Origin of the sequence: Microcoleus sp. PH2017_35_SFW_U_B, from assembly GCF_020737865.1 — a bacterium.
Lineage (GTDB): Bacteria > Cyanobacteriota > Cyanobacteriia > Cyanobacteriales > Microcoleaceae > Microcoleus.
Map to the genome: position 1 here is coordinate 75,846 of NZ_JAEQDE010000029.1, position 17,056 is coordinate 92,901.

Genomic DNA, 17,056 nt, shown 5'->3' on the forward strand with positions numbered 1-17,056 from the left:
TGTCACTTCTGGGTAAATTTCCAGACGCCATTCCAGTTAGCGGGAAGACTCTTTTCTAACAATTCTTGGATGCGTCTTAGGTAAATTTGGCTGGGTTTGTCAGCAGGATTTAGCTCTACTATATGTTCAAAACAATCTTGGGCATTAGCAAAATTTCCCTGACAATATTGTTCTAGACCTTCGTCAAAAATAGGCAAAGTTTGAATTTTGAGCGATCGCACAGGTTCTACTTCAACATCTAACACCTCACAAACAGTAATGGCTTCTTGTCTACCTTTGACAATTGCCCGATCCAAAAATCGAATATGATACTTTTCGGGTTGACTCAAACGTTTTACCACATCTCCTGAAATTAATAAAGAGACGCCATAATACTTAGTTAAACTTTCCAGACGAGCCGTGAGATTGACATGATCGGACAGCGCATCAGCTTGCATCCGATTGGCATCTCCAATAATTGCAACCATCGTATCACCGACATGGATACCGATGCCAATATTCAGCGGTATCTCCCCATTTATTTTACGGCTTTGATTTAATTTTTGCAACTGTTCAACCTTCATAATTCCCGCCTGAATAGCATCATCAACGCCGTCGGGAAAAACTGCCATCAGTCCATCTCCCATATACTTGACAATAAAACCGTTGTGCTTGCGAATTTCGGGAATAATTTGCTGTAAGTATGTATTGATGAAATTGAAGTTTTCTTGAGGAGTCATTTGCTCCGCCATCGTTGTAAACGAACGCAAATCCGAAAACATGATTGCCATTTCTTTGCTGACGCGATCTCCAAGCTGGAAATCTACAATGCTTTTCTTTCCAAGAAATTGGAGATATTCATCGGGGACAAAACGTCCGTAGGCTTGCAAAAGTTTCTCTAATTCCTGTTCCCGCGCTTTCACCGTTTGCACCATATGCGAGAACACCTGTGCCAGTTCTCCCAGTGCATCACTGCGCGCCGCCACCTCTGACAATATCTGGGGTTCAAAGCTGTTGTTTTTCACAGCAATAGCTGCATCTATCACCTTTTTTACCTGGTGAATGTAAGTCTGCATTTCTCTATTTTTATGACGGATCTGCTTTTCCAGAGCGGTGGAGTGTTCCGTGATAATGTCTACTAAAGTTTCATAGCTATTTTTTTCCTCTTCGGCTTCCTCAAGTTTTTGCATCAAATTCTGTAGCTGGGTATTGAGTGATTCTGTAGATGTAGATTGTGCTAAATTTATTTTGGGGTTCATAATTTATACTCCCGAATCTGGGAACGTAAAATTGTTTCACTCGCTCGCTGTTCATTACTATAACTTACACGGGCGGCTCTGCAAATCCGGCTTCTGCTTCGATGCTTCGCCACTCAATGAAACAGCGATGTTATAAACCTGGTTGATGACCGTCAATCATAAATTATGCACAAGATTTCCCTGTTGCTTCAATACTAGCAAAGTAATGTCATCAAATACCTTTTGCGCTCCAATGAATTTTCGCAAATCATCGATCGCAGATTGCTTGATTTGTTCGGCGCTCAAATGCCAGTTTTGAGAAACCACAGCACAGAGTCTTTCCAGGCCGTAGAATTGTTTGTGGATATTTCTAGCTTCGGGGATGCCATCAGTGTAAAGCACGACACCATCCCCCGGCTCTAAGTCTACTAAAAGATGACCGATCCAATCTGAAATATCCTCATCTAAGCCTATGGGAAATCCTAAATCCATCATGTCAATGCGTTCAATCTTACCGCCTTTTCGGACTACGAGAGTTTCCTCATGTTGACCGCTAATACTAATTTGGCTGTCTGCGTAATTGAGGAGAGCTAGCGTCAGGTTTTTGTCCGAGTTCATCCGCTGAATATTTTTATAAATAGTGCGGTTCAGGGTATCTAAAAAGCGCACAGGGTCAAGTTCTTTAACTTCCTGGAGAGTGCGAACAGCCGTTTGAGTCATCACCATCAAAATACCACTTTCTAGTCCGTGTCCGGTGACATCACCAATGCAGAGCGTTACCACCCCATCATTAAAAAGTACGTCGTAGTAATCGCCACCAACTTCATCGGCTGCTTCCATAAATCCTGCAATATCTAACTCTGCAATTGCTGCTAATTCCGCTGGCTTTGGTAGAATTAACTGCTGCATTTGTTTGATGATATCGAGTTCTGCACTCATCCGAACATTTTCGTTTTTGAGGCGCTGGTTGAGGGCAGAAATTGCTTGATTAGCTTGAGCAAGTTCGGCAGTACGTTCTTCTACTTTATCTTCTAGAGTTTGATAGAGCAGAGCATTTTCAATGGAGATGGCAGCTTGGGAAGATAGGATTTTTAATACTTCTAATCTATCAGCAGTAAATGCACCGCTGGCGAGACTGTTTTCTAAGTACAGAATGCCGATCGCTTGACCTTTGTTGACAATGGGAGTACACAATACAGATTTGGGTTGGTGCTGAATAATGTAGGGATCTGCTGCAAAGATATTTTCTACAGCAATATCGTTAATTACCAAGGTTTCTCTGGTACGCCAGACGTAGTTAATGGCTGTGATGGGAAGATCTTGGCTTTGAGAAACTGGAATATTTGGCAAATAAGACTGTTTGTCTAAACATTTAGCAACAATCAATAATTTACTATCCCTTTCTAAGATCAGAGAGCCTTTGGATGCACCTGCATTTTCGATCAGTATTCGGATTAAGGTTGATAGCAGTTCCTCGACATTGATTTCTCCCGATATGGCTTGAGAAGCTTTAATTACTGTTTCTAGGTCGAGGAAATTGGAAACATTTTGGCTGCTGGAAGTAATCTCTGCCACAATTGTTTCAGCAATTGTCTCTCCTGTATAAAAAGTGTTGTCTTGTTGGAGAATGGGGCCGAGCAATTGGGAATATTTTTGTTGTAAATCATGGACTTTTGCCTGGGAACCCCAGCGAGCATAAGCGTAGTAAGCGTCTGTTAGATAGACGCGGGCAATTTTATCTTTGCCTAATTCCAGGTAGAATTTAGCTGTAAGTTCGCTGAAGAGTGCTTCTTCTTGAAGGTATTGGTTTTGTTTGGCGGTAGCAATGGCGCGATCGTACAAATCGATGGCTTCGAGCCTGTCTCCCAATATTCGTGCTATTTCTGCTGCTACTAAGTCGTACTTGTGTTGGTAATTCATCGGTGCGTGGAATGCCCAGGTTTGCATTTTTTCCTGATTGGCTCTCACTTGGGTCAAATATTGCGATCGCGCGATCGGCTCAGCATCGGGATACAGCGCCAGCAGGGCTAGGGAATGGTAAAAGTTGTGCTGCGGTACCATCATCAGCGAACCGACACCAACGACATATTGCTCTGCTAGCTGGGCATTTTCTACGGCACTTTCGCGATCGCCAAACAAATAGTTGACAACCAATTTAGCAAAATAAACTCCAAAGAGGGAAGAAACATTATTGGCTGCTAGCAAAACAGGCAGCAGTTCATCTTCATTAAAACTATCGCCAACTAACCGACATTTGTCCTCAGCTAATCCTTGTAAATTTAATGTTAGCTGTCGCCATATCTGGGTATAATAAGTCTGATATTCTTGCTTGGAATTGAGCATTAATTCAAGATATTGGTCGTATTTTAGATCTACAGATGTTAAATCTTCACCGCTAAAGAAGCTGTAGATGCAAAGATACATAGCAGAATAGCAAGCATACTCGATATCGCCGCTTTCTAAACCGCTGTGGACTGCTGACATCAAAGACGGTATTGTCGCTCGACTAGGTTCTTTCCAATGTCTCACGCAAGCATTGTAGACCATTATAACTTTAGATTCAAATTCTGTGGAGGGAAATTTATCTAATACTTGCAAAGATAGTTGACCGTATTGATAGCCTAATTCAATGTCTCCGATTGTTTGACAGATTAAGCTGCAACAAGCATAGGCATAACTAGCAGGTGGAGAGTTTCCGTATTTGCTGCAAATATGTGCCATTGTAAAGACAACGGCTGGGTAAAGTTCTGGACTAGCTAGATAAGCGGCAGATGCGATCGCACATAAAACCCTCAAAGCAGCAATTTTATAACGATCGTTGATTTCTGCCAGATTAGCTAAAGCGGGTATCTGCACCACCGCCGGCAGTTGTGTTTCCAAAGCAACACCCAGCATTCCCAGAACTTGCAATCCAGTATCCACTGCCGATTTCATCTGATTTTGGGCAATATAAGACTGAATTTGCGCTTCGTAAACTCGGAATTGATCGAGGAGATTGTGCGATCGAGATAGAACTATTTGGGCCAGTTGGTGCGATAAATCGAAATTGGTATTCAAATATTCGGCTGCAACCGCTTCTACATAAAGATCGAGCGTCAAGTCGTATAAATTCGTCCAGCTATCATCTGGTAGCAGATTTCTGCCGGTAGTTAAGTAATCAACAGCAGCAGCATAAGCTGTGGAATTTTTAGCTTTGCGCCCAGCAATTAAATTCAAGGAAGCTAGTTGATGTCTTTCGGTGCGATCGCAAATTAAGTCCACTCCCATGTTCAAGTGGTTGACAATATCAAATATCCGATCTTCCGTAGGGGCGGTGGATGGTGCGTGCCCGCCCTTGTGCAGCAGCAATCTGCCAATTTTTAGGTGAGTTGACTGCTTTGCGTCGTCTGGAATCAAAGAATAGGCCGCTTGTTGAACGCGATCGTGCAAAAATTTGTAACTTGGCAATTGACGATCGGCAACAGGCAATTGTGCAGACTCCCGATCGTCTGCAAAAAATTTGTAAACTTCGCTTTGCGGTAAAATTAAGCCTTCTTGCAATGCTTTCCACAAGGAGGCTGCGGTGTCTATTTGAGAATTTTCGCAGACTAGCGCTAAAGTTTCTAAATCAAATTGGCTACCAATACAAGCAGCTAATTTTAAAACATCTTGAGTAGCGATCGGCAATTTCTGCAAGTTATTCGCAACAAACTCGACTACATCATCGCTGACTGCCAATTCTCTGATTTTAGTAAGATCGCACTGCCAACCACCCCTATCTCCCCCTGGCAATCGGGATGCAAAATCGAAATAGATTAACTTATCTTCGTGGAGTTTCTTGAGGAATTGATTGCTAAAAAAAGGATTTCCATTAGTTTTTTTGAAAATGATTTCTGTCAAGGAAAGAGCTCTGTCGATCGCACAACTTAAAGCATCAGCAACCAGACGATTCAAGTCAAATATTGAAAGTGGCGCGAGAGTAATTTGATTAATTATAGTGCCCGAGCGAGCGCTCCCCTGTTTTTGTAGAGAAGATGAACCCCCACCTAGCTTGCGAATCTCTGATAAAGTCAGCATTAATGGATGAACCTTGGACACTTCATTATCTCGATAGGCGCCAATTAGCAACAAATGTTGACCTTCTGATTCGCCCACCAACAATTGCATTAATTTCAGAGATCCTGAATCTGCCCATTGCAAATCATCTAAGAAAATGACTAAGGGGTGATTTTTGGTAGCAAAGACACGAAGGAACTTTTGAAATAATAGATTGAAGCGATTTAGTGCAGAATTTGGTTCTAGTTCCGGTACAACAGGTTGCTTGCCAATCAGCAGTTCTAATTCTGGGATAACATCAATAATTACCTGAGCATTATCCCCTAAAGCTGACAAAATTTGGGCTTGCCACTGCTGAACGCGAGCAGCACTTTCTGTCAGCAATTGCCGCATAAAACTTTGCAGAGCTTGTACCCATGCCGAAAAGGGAATATCGCGCTTGAATTGGTCAAATTTCCCTTTGATAAAGTATCCCCGCTGCTGAACTATGGGCTTGTGAACTTCGTTAATCACAGCGGTTTTGCCAATCCCAGAAAAACCCGTTACCAGCATGATTTCGGTAGTAGCTGTACGGGGGATTTTATGCGGTTCTCGGCTGTTAGAAGAGGAAACCTCCAAATCGGATGCTGGGGGATTTTCCTGGAGACAGGCAACGCGCCCGAAGGCTGCTAATAGGCTCGAAACTTCGCTTTCTCTGCCATAAAGTTTTTCTGGAATCACAAAGCATTCGGAAATGTCTCTGCTGCCTAATTCAAACAGTTGAATAGTGCCACAATCTGAGTATTCTTTTAAGCATTTTTCTAAATCGTGTTTGATACCAAAAGCTGTTTGATAGCGTGCTTCCGCTGTTTTAGCCATCAGTTTTAGCACGATGTCATTCAATACTTGGGGGATGGCAGGATTTAGGGCGATCGGGGGAATTGGATGGCGAGCAATGTGACAGTGAACCAACTCAATCTGCTCCTTAGATTGGAATGGCAATTGTCCTGTCAACAGTTCATAAAAAGTTACTCCTAGCGAGTAAAAATCGGTGCGGTAGTCAATCCCACGATTCATTCTGCCAGTTTGTTCGGGAGACATATAAGCTAATGTCCCTTCCAAGATATTGGGGTTTTTGATTTCTTGATTTTCCTTAGGCAAAAACGATGAGATGCTAAAATCTATAAGTTTGATTTCTTTGGTTGTAGGGTTGATTATAATATTCTGTGGTTTGATATCCTTGTGAATAATGCCGCTGCGATATATTATTTCTAATGTCGAGCAAATTTGAATGGCTATTTGCAAAAAGATGGCTAGGCGATTGGTGAATTTACCCTGGACTCCAAAAGCATCGTTGGTGATGTATTCAGCCAGAGAAATACCGCCAAAGTCCTCCATTACTAAAGCAAAACCGTTACGATATGTTTCCAGACTTAAATGTTTGACTATACCGGAATTATCAATATTTTTGGCAATGGTGTACTGATTGCGAAACTGCACCAGTTCGGTGAAAGTCGGATACTCAGACTTGAGCAATTTGATGACTACTGGTCGATTGTCTGATTCCGAAAAACCTCGATAAACCAAGGTTCGGGTGCCGGAGTAGAGTTGTTCGCTCATGCGGTAGCCGGGAATTGAGATCGGGGTCATAGTTGCTAAATCCTAGTCAGCTTTTGGTTTAAGAGGACTTACGCACTCCGACCTTCATAACCGGGTTTTTTACCTAATCCGCTGGCTACAACCTCTGTATTGTAGTAAAAAAACCCGGTTTCTGGCTGCCTGCGCGTAAGTTATGTTTAAGCACTATCAAACTTGTTTGTGTTCATTATTTATTAGTTTACTACTGCTCCCAAGATTTCGGGAAGATTTGACAAAAAATAATGATATGTCGAGCGCTAACCATCGCACGTCTCATGAATTTTGTTAAAAATCTTTGAAGCGCTTGCTTCCGGGAAGCGGGAGCCTGTTCCAGTCACATCTGGGATATCCAGCTTCCTGTTGGTTGAATTCCCTACAAATTTCTTGGTATATCGCTATTTTTTTGTCGGAAAGGGTACAATAATAGCGATCGAGTGTGTTGGGCCTGAGCGATGAAAGATAAATGGCGATCGGGACTATTTGGTGTCATTTTCAGATTGCCAACATTGTATCCAGAACACTCTATGGGATAGACAGGACTTAATCCTTTTTTTTAAGAACCACCAAGGTAATGTCATCAAAAACCTTTTGTTCTCCAATAAATCCCCGCAAATCTTCAATGGCTGATTGCTTAATTTGTTCGGCGCTTTTATGCCAATTAATCGAAACCACTTCACAGAGTCTTTCAATTCCGTAGAATTTTTTGTTGATATTTCTGGCTTCGGGAATGCCATCGGTATATAGCACCACCCCGTCCCCCGGTTCTAACTCTACTACAACCTGGTCAATCAACTCTGAAATGTTTTCGTCTAAACCAATCGGGAATCCCAAATCCATTGTATCTATCCGCTCGATTTGACCGCTTTTTCTAACGACAATAGTTTCCTCATGCTGGCCACTGATGCAGATTTTGCCATTGGCATAATTGAGGATAGCAAGCGTCAAATTCTTATCTGAATTCATGCGCTGAATATTTAGATAAATAGTGCGATTGAGAATATCTAAAAAGCGCACCGGATTTAATTCGGGCATTTCGTGAAGAGTGCGGACAACCGCTTGAGTCATCACCATCAAAATACCGCTTTCTAAGCCATGTCCGGTGACATCGCCGATGCCAATAGTCACCACACCTTCAGTCTGGAGAATATCGTAATAATCGCCACCTACTTCATCGGCTGGTTCCATGAATCCGGCAATATCTAAGTCTTCAATTGCCTCCATTTCTTGGTGTTTAGGCAAAATCAACTGCTGCATTTGTTTGAGGATGTATAGTTCGGCACTCATCCGCATATTTTCGGCTTTTAGTCGGTGATTGAGCGTCACAATTTCGGCGTTAGCTGTGGCGAGTTCAGTGGTGCGTTCTGTAACTTTATCTTCTAGAGTTTCAAAGGATTCTTTGAGTTGTCCTGCCATGCTGTTAAAGGAGTTGGCAAGTTTTTTTAGTTCCATGAGGGAGCTAGTTTTTACCTGTCTGTCGAGAGCGCCGTTAGCCATGTCTTCCGAAGCTTGGGTGATGGCTTCAATGGGGCTAGCAATCCAGCGGGCTGTGAAAATTCCAATTGCCGTTGCCACAGTAAATGCGATCGCACACAATAGAATTGTGGTGCGGGTATTGGCATTAATTTTATCCATGAAATCAGATTCTGGAACCACCGTTACGATCGGCCAGTCCAACCCAAACTTGTCTTTCCACGGAGCAACGAGGACAAAGTAATTTTCACCTTTAATTTTAATATTAATTTTTTGGCTATTTTTAATATTTTTAAAGCTACCGAACCGTTCTTGCAACGCTTTAGTAGCAGCTTGGATCGCAGGATCGGAGATGTTGAGAGCGCTAAAGCGTTTGACTTGATTATTTACCTTGATAAAAGAGGGTTGTGGGCCAGAATTTCCAATCAATTGTCCGTCTCGTTCCATGATGAAAATTCGCCCGGATTTGCTAAAGTTTAAGTTGTGCAGAAATGTAGTAATATTGGATAGTTGTAAATCGACCCCGATCACTCCGATTAGCTTGCCCTTGGCATACATGGGACGCATTGCCCCTACAGCAATAAAGTTAAGCTCATCTAGCGAATAAACAGAAGTCCAGATAGGTTTCCCGGCTTGAGCTGCCTGAGTGTACCATTCTAATTTCACGGTATCGTAAGGAGCAACCTGTGTTACCTTAATTCGATTGCCCTGGCGGTCGGTTAAATGGGCGTTAATTTTCCAGTTTGTCCTTGCTGAAACTTCGGCAATGCTGATGCCTTCTCCCGGTCTTACTGGCCCAGCACCAATGAAGCGTCCATCTGAAAGTCCATAGGAAATGAAGCCAAGATTATCGAATGCTTGCACCTGTTTCCAAAAATAAAGTCCCGCAATATCTAAGTTATTTATGTCGAGCAATCTGGTTTCGATCGCATCGATATTGATTTGATTAATTTGATGGGGAGTTAAGAGATAGTCATCTAAGTGCCGATAAGTGCGATCGCTCACCTGAGTCATTAACTGGTTAGCCAAATGCGTTACCGCTTGTTGTCCGTTGCGGAAGGAAAGATAACCGACTAAGCCAACTGCTGCAACGATTTGCAGGACAAAGGGAACTACGAGGGCGGTGCGGAGGCGAAATTGCCAAAGAGTTGAGGCCATATGGCTTTTCTCAGATAGATGAGGTACAGGTTCAGATTTGAGATTTTAGCATCTCACTTTTGAAGAGGGCGAAGCATGACCGCATATAAATTATTAGTTATAATCTCATATTGACTGCGGTCATGCTTCGCCCCTACGGATATATTCGCTTGCATTGAGATGCACCCTTCCATTTTTTGCTTTGAGATTGGGGAATTGAGGAATTGTTAATTAACTGCCGAGAGTACCTCAGCTCAATAGAAATGCTACAATAGATAGGTATCTTCAACGGACGGAATTACGTTTTAAAAGCTCTAGCTACAGTTTATGAATTTTTGTGACGGTATTAAGGGGGACTAATAATGTTATCCTATCAAAAATTCTACCAACATCAACAAATCAGCGTTCATCAGCGGTTAAAATAAAAACAAAAATAAATACCAAACAAAAATGCAAATTAATCAAGCCCTCCACAGCGCCCTGCTCGTTTCCAACCTCGAAAAATCCCAACACTTTTACAGCAATGTATTAGGACTGCAAAAAATCGATCGCGAATTAAAATTTTCCGGAATCTGGTATCAAATCGGTAACTTCCAGATACACCTAATTCTAGCGGCAACAATTATACCAGATGCCGTAGACCATGAGAAATTGGGGCGCAATCGACATCTAGCGTTTGCTGTGGCTAACTTAGAGGCAGCCAAAGAGCAATTAATCGCTCACAATTGCCCCGTACAAATGAGCGCGTCAGGTCGATCGGCATTATTTACCCAAGATCCAGACGGGAATATCATTGAACTCAGCGAGTAACAGATGAAAATCATCGCCTACTCTTACACCGAACCGCTGCTAGAAGCCGCACCAGCAGCCGAAATTTGGGGCCAAGAGGTCGATCGCACCTACCAAGACTTAGGAGGGCGCCAGCAACTCCAGCAACTGCTAAAAGACTGCCAAACAGAACCAGTCAAATACCTGCTAATTCAGCGTTTTGAAGAACTCGGCGACACAGTACAGCAAGTGTGCGCCCACCTCGAACAACTAGAAAACCTCGGCATCCAACTAATTGTCACAGACGAAAAACAAACAGAAAATAGAGTTAATTTGCTCAAACTCCTCGCCGAACTCCAGCGCAGCCAACACAGCCGCAGCATTCGCAAAGGACACGCCCGCAACCGCATCAAATCCCTTCCCCCACCCGGAAAAGCCCCCTACGGCTATCGGCGCGGCAAAGACAAATATGCGATCGACAAAACCGCCTCCCCCGCCGTCAAAGACTTTTTTGAACACTTTCTCATCTACGGTTCCCTGCGCGGTTCCGTGCGCCATTTAGCAAAGAAATACAACAAAAAAATCTCCGTCAGCACAGGCCGCCGCTGGCTGACAAATCCCGCCTACCGAGGCGATTTAGAATATCAAAACGGCCAAGTAATTTCTAACACCCACATCCCGATTATTTCCAGAGAAGAAGCCGCCCAAGTAGACAGATTGCTGCGGCGTAACAGTCGCCTTGCTCCCCGCAGCGCCAGCGCCCCGCGTTCCCTCGCAGGTTTAGCAATTTGCGCCGAGTGCAAATCGTCCATGACAGTTGCGAAAGTCACAGCCTACCGCAAAGACAAAGAATACCTTTATTTGCGACCGATTAACTGTTCCCAACAGCCTAAATGCAGCGGCATTTCCTACGAAGAAGTGTTGCAATTAACCATAGCAGGGATTTGTCGCGATTTGCCCGATGCGATCGCCCAGTTGCAAATGCCGGACATCCAAGGAATCAAAGCCGGAATTGCCGGGGCGATCGCATCTAAACAAAAAATTATAGAACAACTTCCCGCCCTGATCGAAAGCGGCATTTTGGACGCAGAAACGGCAGATTTGCGATCGTATAAAATCCGCACAGAAGTTGCAGAACTGCAAAGTAAATTAGCGAAAATGCCCCCCGTAAATTTGCGAGAAACTGCTCAAACTGTTTCTCTTCCCCAATTTTGGCTGGATTTGTCGGAATCGGAACGCAGGTTTTATTTTCGAGAGTTTATCGATCGCATTGAAATAGTCCGGGAAAATTCAGAAGTGGATCTGCAAATTATTTTTATTTTTTAATATTGAAAAATTGACAATTAACAATTCATATCATTGTCGATAGAATGAGTTTGTAGTGAGGACTTTAGTCCTGGCAATCGAAGGAATAAAGTAGTAGTAGGGTGCGTCAGGCACGGATGGCGGACTACCTGAAAATTAGGCTAATCGCTGACGCACCCTACAATATCTTAGACTATTAACTGTCAACTGTCAGGGGTTTTAACTGTCGATCGCACTGCTGCACAAAAGAGGTAACTACAGAGTGATAAAATCGGTAGCGGTGAGAGCATTCGCAGCAACACCGTTAAGCTTCGCTAACAACTGATTGCTACCTGTGACGCTAATCAAGGCTTGATTGTTGCTAGATGTAATGCTGAGTTGATTGAAACTCAAACCGGGAGCCAACCCAATTAAATCCTCGCCCTTGCGGAAATCAGTAATGATGTCACTACCCAAACTTTGATTTAGTAGAAATACATCATTTCCCGAACCGCCAGTCAAAGTATCATCTCCTATATCCCCGGAAAGGAAATCGGAACCAGCACCGCCAGCGAGGAGATCGTTACCCTTACCGCCGAAAAGCGTATCGTTACCAGCATCGCCGCAGAGAAGATCGTTTTCATCGTTACCAACCAGCAAGTCGTTGCCAATACCGCCATCGAGACTGTCGTTTTCTTTTCCGGCGTAAACCGTGTCATTTCCTGCCCCACCAAACAGCAAGTCTGTACCTTCATTACCAAACACAAGATCGTTGCCGTTGCCAGCATTAATTGTGTCATTTCCTAAGTTGCCTAACAGGTTGTCATCGCCATCTTCACCGAGCAAGATATCGTCATCTTTGCCGCCAAAAATGGTGTCGTTACCGATACCGCCGGCAACAGTATCTTTGCCCAAATCTCCCATTAAGAAGTCATTACCATCGCCGCCAACAATAGTGTCATTATCTTTGCCACCACTGATGGTATCGTTGCCAGCCCCACCTTGGATGAAATCAGTGCCGTCATTGCCGAAGAGCAAGTCGTTATCTGCACCGCCGTCAATGTTGTCATTGCCGCCAAGTCCGTAGATAGTGTCGCATTGACAGTTTTTTCGACGGGGTTGGGGGTGATGGTAGCAGAGTTTAATTCCGGGGCGCTGACTCGATCGAGCAAACAATTATCTGTGCCCGGTATCGGAGTCGGAGTTGGTGCCGGTGTCGGCGTGGGCGCAGGTGTGGGTGTCGGAGTCGGAGTTGGTGCGGGTGTCGGAGTTGGGGCGGGTGTGGGTGTCGGAGTCGGAGTTGGTGCGGGTGTCGGAGTTGGGGCGGGTGTCGGAGTTGGGGCGGGTGTAGGTGTCGGAGTTGGTGTAGGAGTTGGTGTCGGAGTCGGCGTGGCTGTCGTTGTGAATTCAAAAGCGCCGATATCGACGATCGCACTGCCGTTACCATCACCATCTTGGGGGCGAGTCACACCGCGCTGATCCTTAGCTGGCGCGCCTGCACCTGTACCTGTGTCAATGGCGGGGCTTCCGGCTAGCAGCGGCAGCACGAAAGCGCCGTTAATATTTTGCAAAGGGCCGAGTTTCGGATCTGCGATCGTCACCTTTGCCGTAGCGTTATTGTCGTTAGGATCGCCTGTCGTAAGTTTAGCGGGAAACTGAAGATTATTCCCGCCATCAATTAGTTCTCTGCCAGTTTGGAATTTAACTTTAAAAGGATTCCCAGCCGTGTTGCTATCAAAAATCGAATTCTTGACAGTAATTGGCTGATTTCCAAAAGTTGCAATACCTCCCGAAAACTCTCCAGCGGTGTTCTTGGCAAAAGTCGAATTGACGATGTTAGTCGAAAAGGCATCTTTGTTACCGACAACTATTCCGCCGCCTTGTTTAGCAGCCGTATTGCCGGAAAATGTACTGTTAACAATGTTGATATTACCCTCTTCTCCCAGCCACAAGCCACCACCGTTATCATCGGCTGTGTTGTTGGCAAAGGTGGTATTTGTCACTGTCAAATCTACATTTCCGTGGCGAACTCCACCTCCAGAACCTCCCTGACCCGCTGCATTTTTGATAGCCTTGTTGTTAATAAAAGTGCTATTTTCCAAAACTACTTTGTCTTGGTTATAACCAAACAAAAAGGCTCCACCTCCTTCTCCTGTCCCGATATTGCCGTCAAAAGTGCTGCCTCGGATGATAATGTTGCCAGGAGTAGGGCCTGGTGTTGCATTGGGGCCAGAAGCATTAGCGCCATCGACGTAAACTGCGCCACCAACGCCTTTATTTGTACTGTTGCCAGTGAATTTCGAGTTTTCGATCGTCATGCTGCCCAACAGGTTATTCACAGCCCCGCCGTAGCTGCCTTTGTTGTTGGTAAATTCGCTATCTCTGATATTCAGAACACCGCCGCTTTTAGTGGCGATCGCCCCGCCGCCGCGTTCGGTATTGCTAGCCAAAGAACCGTCATTGCCGCTAAACTTGCTGTTAATTACTGTTGTGGTGCTGCGGAAACCGGTGTAAACGCCACCGCCGAAACCGGCAACATTATTGTTGACTTGGCAATTTTCTAAAGTTAAAGTGCTGTTACCGCCAGTTTGAATGCCGCCGCCGCTGCTAGTCGCCTCATTATTCGGATCGGTTCCCGAAACTTTGCCGTCGGCAACAATCAGGTTTTTTAGAGTAACATTGGTGGAACCTTCGGTGAGGATTACCCGCGAAGTGTTGTTGCCACTGATGGTTAAATTGCTAGCAGCACTTGCATCAATTGTCAAGTTTTTGTTGATGACAAGTTGACCGGAAGTGAGGGTAATTTTTTGATTGGCCAGAGAGGAGGCAAATTGAATAATATCGCCGGCTGCTGCGGAGGCGATCGCGCTTCTCAATGAACCGGCCCCGCTATCATTAGCGTTGGTAACGGTAACAGTGGCTAAAGTCCCTTGGTAATCCGCCATTGCTTCTGGAGTCAAGGCTAGCGGTGCTTCAATATCACCCTTGGTAAACTCCAAATTCCAGTTACCACCGCGGCCAGTGCGATCGCTAGATGCCGCAATATCAGCCCCGGTTAACTCCGAAAGGCGATCGACAAAATTAGCCCCATCACCCGCCGCCACATCGCAACCGTAAAGCATGATATCAGCGCGATCGCTCAATGCCGTGCGCCACCCTTCCAACTGGCTTGCATACTGCGGCAAATTATCCGAATTCAGCGTCGCCGAACCTAGCTGCAAACTGCCAGAATTCCCGTGAGAAAAAATGTGAACTTGGTCTACAGTTCCCCCCGCAGCAGCAATGGTTTGCAGTTTCGCAGTAATTTGCTCGACTCCGTTGCTATTTTTATCTAAAATGATTGTCTCAGAATTTGCGATCGCGCCGCCCGCCAAAGTTTGATAGTCATCTAAGTCCGAGTCAATGAAGACAAGAGATTTAGGACGAGAATTGCCGAGAACAGACTGTGAATCAATACTGGTAAAAGTTGAGTTCATTTTTCATACCCGATGATGATGTTTACTATTTGCTGGTAAATGACCTTGAAGTCCTTCAACAGTTGACAGTTGACAGTTGACAGTTGACAGTTGTAGGGGCAGTGCCCCCGTGAGAGCCCTCTTAGTTGACAGTTGACAGTTGACAGTTTGAGAGCGACCTCTACCTATAATGAAGAGGATTGGATTAATGAATAGTCTGACTTTAATTGCTTCCTCAAATGTAGAGACTTTCAGCCAATTATTTCTGGTAAAATATACATTCTGAAAACCCCCGGATTGCTAAAAAACTTCGTGAAAGCATGGGGGAACTAGAATCAAGAGAATTTCTGGTTTTTCTCCATGATTTAAATCAGAAAAATACATTCAGACAGAATTATTGCTATGTGGCGATTGCTTTGATTTCAATGGGTGCATCTGGGTTTCGCAAATATCTGTGTAGGGGCGAAGCATGACCTCCGTGAATATGAGATTATAACTAATAACTTATATGCGGTCATGCTTCGCCCTCTTCAAAAACTAGATTCACCCGATTTCAATTAACCGCAGAGGATGTAATGTCAATCCAGAGAAGAGCTGCTGCGGTTCCAAATTACTGATTGACCTAAAACCCTAAAATCTGCTCTCAAGGTCTGTCAATTTGAGGTATTTGCCGATCGCGAAAAGTTCCCAAAAAATCCGAAATTCCAGTAACTAACAGTAGGGTACCCAGCGGGAGGAAATCCTCAGTCTTTAGTCAAAACATTCAGCCCGCCGGGCACCCTACCCGATGTTTTGCCGATAGTAAGGTGCGCGTCGCGCACCCTACCAGAGGCAGTTAGATTGTTACCTGAGTGAAATCGCCAGCGCTGAGAGTACCGGGTACACCGTTAAGCTTCGCTAACAATTGATTGGTACCCGTCACGCTAATCAAAGTTTGATTGCTGCTAGACGCAATGCTGAGTTGATTGAAACTCAAACCGGGAGCCAACCCAATTAAATCCTCGCCCTTGCGGAAATCAGTAATGATGTCGCTACCCAAACTTTGATTTAGGAAAAACACATCACTTCCCGAACCGCCAGTCAAAGTATCATCTCCTATATCCCCGGAAAGGAAATCGGAACCAGCACCGCCAGCAAGGAGATCGTTACCCTTACCGCCGAAAAGCGTATCGTTACCGGCGTCACCGCAGAGGACATCGTTTTCATTGTTGCCGAGCAGGAAGTCGTTGCCAATACCGCCATCGAGACTGTCGTTGTCTTTGCCGGCGTAAATCGTGTCATTTCCTGCTCCACCAAACAGCAAGTCTGTACCTTCATTACCAAACACAAGATCGTTGCCGTTGCCAGCATTAATTGTGTCATTTCCTAAGTTGCCTAACAGGTTGTCGTCGCCATCTTCACCGAGCAAGATATCGTCATCTTTGCCACCAAAAATGGTGTCGTTGCCTCCTCCGCCGGCAACAGTATCTTTGCCCAAATCTCCCATTAAGAAGTCATTACCATCGGCGCCAAGAATAGTGTCATTATCTTTGCCACCACTGATGGTATCGTTGCCAGCGCCACCTTGGATGAAATCAGTGCCGTCATTGCCGAAGAGCAAGTCGTTATCTGCACCGCCGTCAATGTTGTCATTGCCGCCAAGTCCGTAGATAGTGTCGGCTGCCCATGATGAAATCGGCATTGTTACCCCCATTGACAGTTTTTTCGACGGGGTTGGGGGTAATGGTAGCAGGGTCAAGTTGCGGGGCCTTGAGGCTATCAAGCACGCAAGCATCGGAGGTGGGAGTGGGAGTCGGCGCGGGTGTTGGTGTCGGCGCCGGAGTTGGTGTGGGAGTGGGAGTCGGCGCGGGTGTCGGAGTTGGCGCCGGAGTTGGTGTGGGAGTGGGAGTCGGCGCGGGTGTCGGAGTTGGCGCCGGAGTTGGTGTGGGAGTGGGAGTCGGCGCGGGTGTTGGTGTCGGCGCCGGAGTTGGTGTCGGAGTGGGAGTCGGCGCGGGTGTTGGTGTCGGCGCCGGAGTTGGTGTGGGAGTGGGAGTCGGCGCGGGTGTCGGAGTTGGCGCCGGAGTTGGTGTGGGC

Annotated in this window: 6 protein-coding genes and 2 pseudogenes; 2 read left to right on the forward strand and 6 right to left on the reverse strand. The window is 45.2% G+C overall.

What is annotated here, in order from left to right; all coding sequences use genetic code 11:
• Positions 1–2: 2 nt before the first annotated feature.
• The 3 genes from JGK36_RS06870 to JGK36_RS06880 all read right to left on the reverse strand — a co-directional run bounded on the left by JGK36_RS06870 (position 3) and on the right by JGK36_RS06880 (position 9,497).
• On the reverse strand, positions 3–1,238 hold the full coding sequence (locus JGK36_RS06870) for an adenylate/guanylate cyclase domain-containing protein (RefSeq protein ID WP_293198703.1): 1,236 nt from the start codon (positions 1,236–1,238) through the stop codon (positions 3–5).
• Between the two features lie 156 nt (positions 1,239–1,394).
• A complete protein-coding gene (locus JGK36_RS06875) occupies positions 1,395–6,881 on the reverse strand; it encodes an AAA family ATPase (protein WP_293198705.1) in 5,487 nt (1,828 codons plus the stop codon).
• 528 nt (positions 6,882–7,409) lie between these two features.
• Entirely contained in the window at positions 7,410–9,497 is a 2,088-nt protein-coding gene (locus JGK36_RS06880) for a SpoIIE family protein phosphatase (RefSeq protein ID WP_293193470.1), read from the reverse strand.
• A 429-nt stretch (positions 9,498–9,926) separates the two neighbouring features.
• On the opposite strand from JGK36_RS06880, the gene JGK36_RS06885 reads away from it, so the two are divergent.
• Both JGK36_RS06885 and JGK36_RS06890 read left to right on the forward strand, forming a co-directional pair.
• Positions 9,927–10,286, forward strand: a complete 360-nt coding sequence (locus tag JGK36_RS06885; RefSeq protein WP_293185933.1) for a VOC family protein — start codon at positions 9,927–9,929, stop codon at positions 10,284–10,286.
• Between the two features lie 3 nt (positions 10,287–10,289).
• Entirely contained in the window at positions 10,290–11,570 is a 1,281-nt protein-coding gene (locus JGK36_RS06890) for a recombinase family protein (protein WP_293198706.1), read from the forward strand.
• Positions 11,571–11,804: 234 nt separating this feature from the next.
• Here JGK36_RS06890 and JGK36_RS06895 read toward each other — a convergent pair.
• From JGK36_RS06895 to JGK36_RS33815, 3 genes and pseudogenes are all read right to left on the reverse strand, one after another.
• Positions 11,805–15,004, reverse strand: a pseudogene (locus tag JGK36_RS06895) (DUF4347 domain-containing protein).
• Between the two features lie 814 nt (positions 15,005–15,818).
• Positions 15,819–16,664 (reverse strand): calcium-binding protein, encoded by an 846-nt coding sequence (locus tag JGK36_RS06900; protein ID WP_367120245.1) that lies wholly within the window; start codon positions 16,662–16,664, stop codon positions 15,819–15,821.
• Positions 16,612–17,056, reverse strand: a pseudogene (locus JGK36_RS33815) (hypothetical protein); the annotation flags it as partial. The pseudogene JGK36_RS33815 and the gene JGK36_RS06900, both read right to left, overlap by 53 nt.

Coding starts and splice junctions, on each gene's coding strand:
- JGK36_RS06870 (WP_293198703.1), bottom strand. CDS start 1,238: ATGAACCCCAAAATAAATTTAGCACAATCTACATCTACAGAATCACTC.
- JGK36_RS06875 (WP_293198705.1), bottom strand. CDS start 6,881: ATGACCCCGATCTCAATTCCCGGCTACCGCATGAGCGAACAACTCTAC.
- JGK36_RS06880 (WP_293193470.1), bottom strand. CDS start 9,497: ATGGCCTCAACTCTTTGGCAATTTCGCCTCCGCACCGCCCTCGTAGTT.
- JGK36_RS06885 (WP_293185933.1), top strand. CDS start 9,927: ATGCAAATTAATCAAGCCCTCCACAGCGCCCTGCTCGTTTCCAACCTC.
- JGK36_RS06890 (WP_293198706.1), top strand. CDS start 10,290: ATGAAAATCATCGCCTACTCTTACACCGAACCGCTGCTAGAAGCCGCA.
- JGK36_RS06900 (WP_367120245.1), bottom strand. CDS start 16,664: ATGCCGATTTCATCATGGGCAGCCGACACTATCTACGGACTTGGCGGC.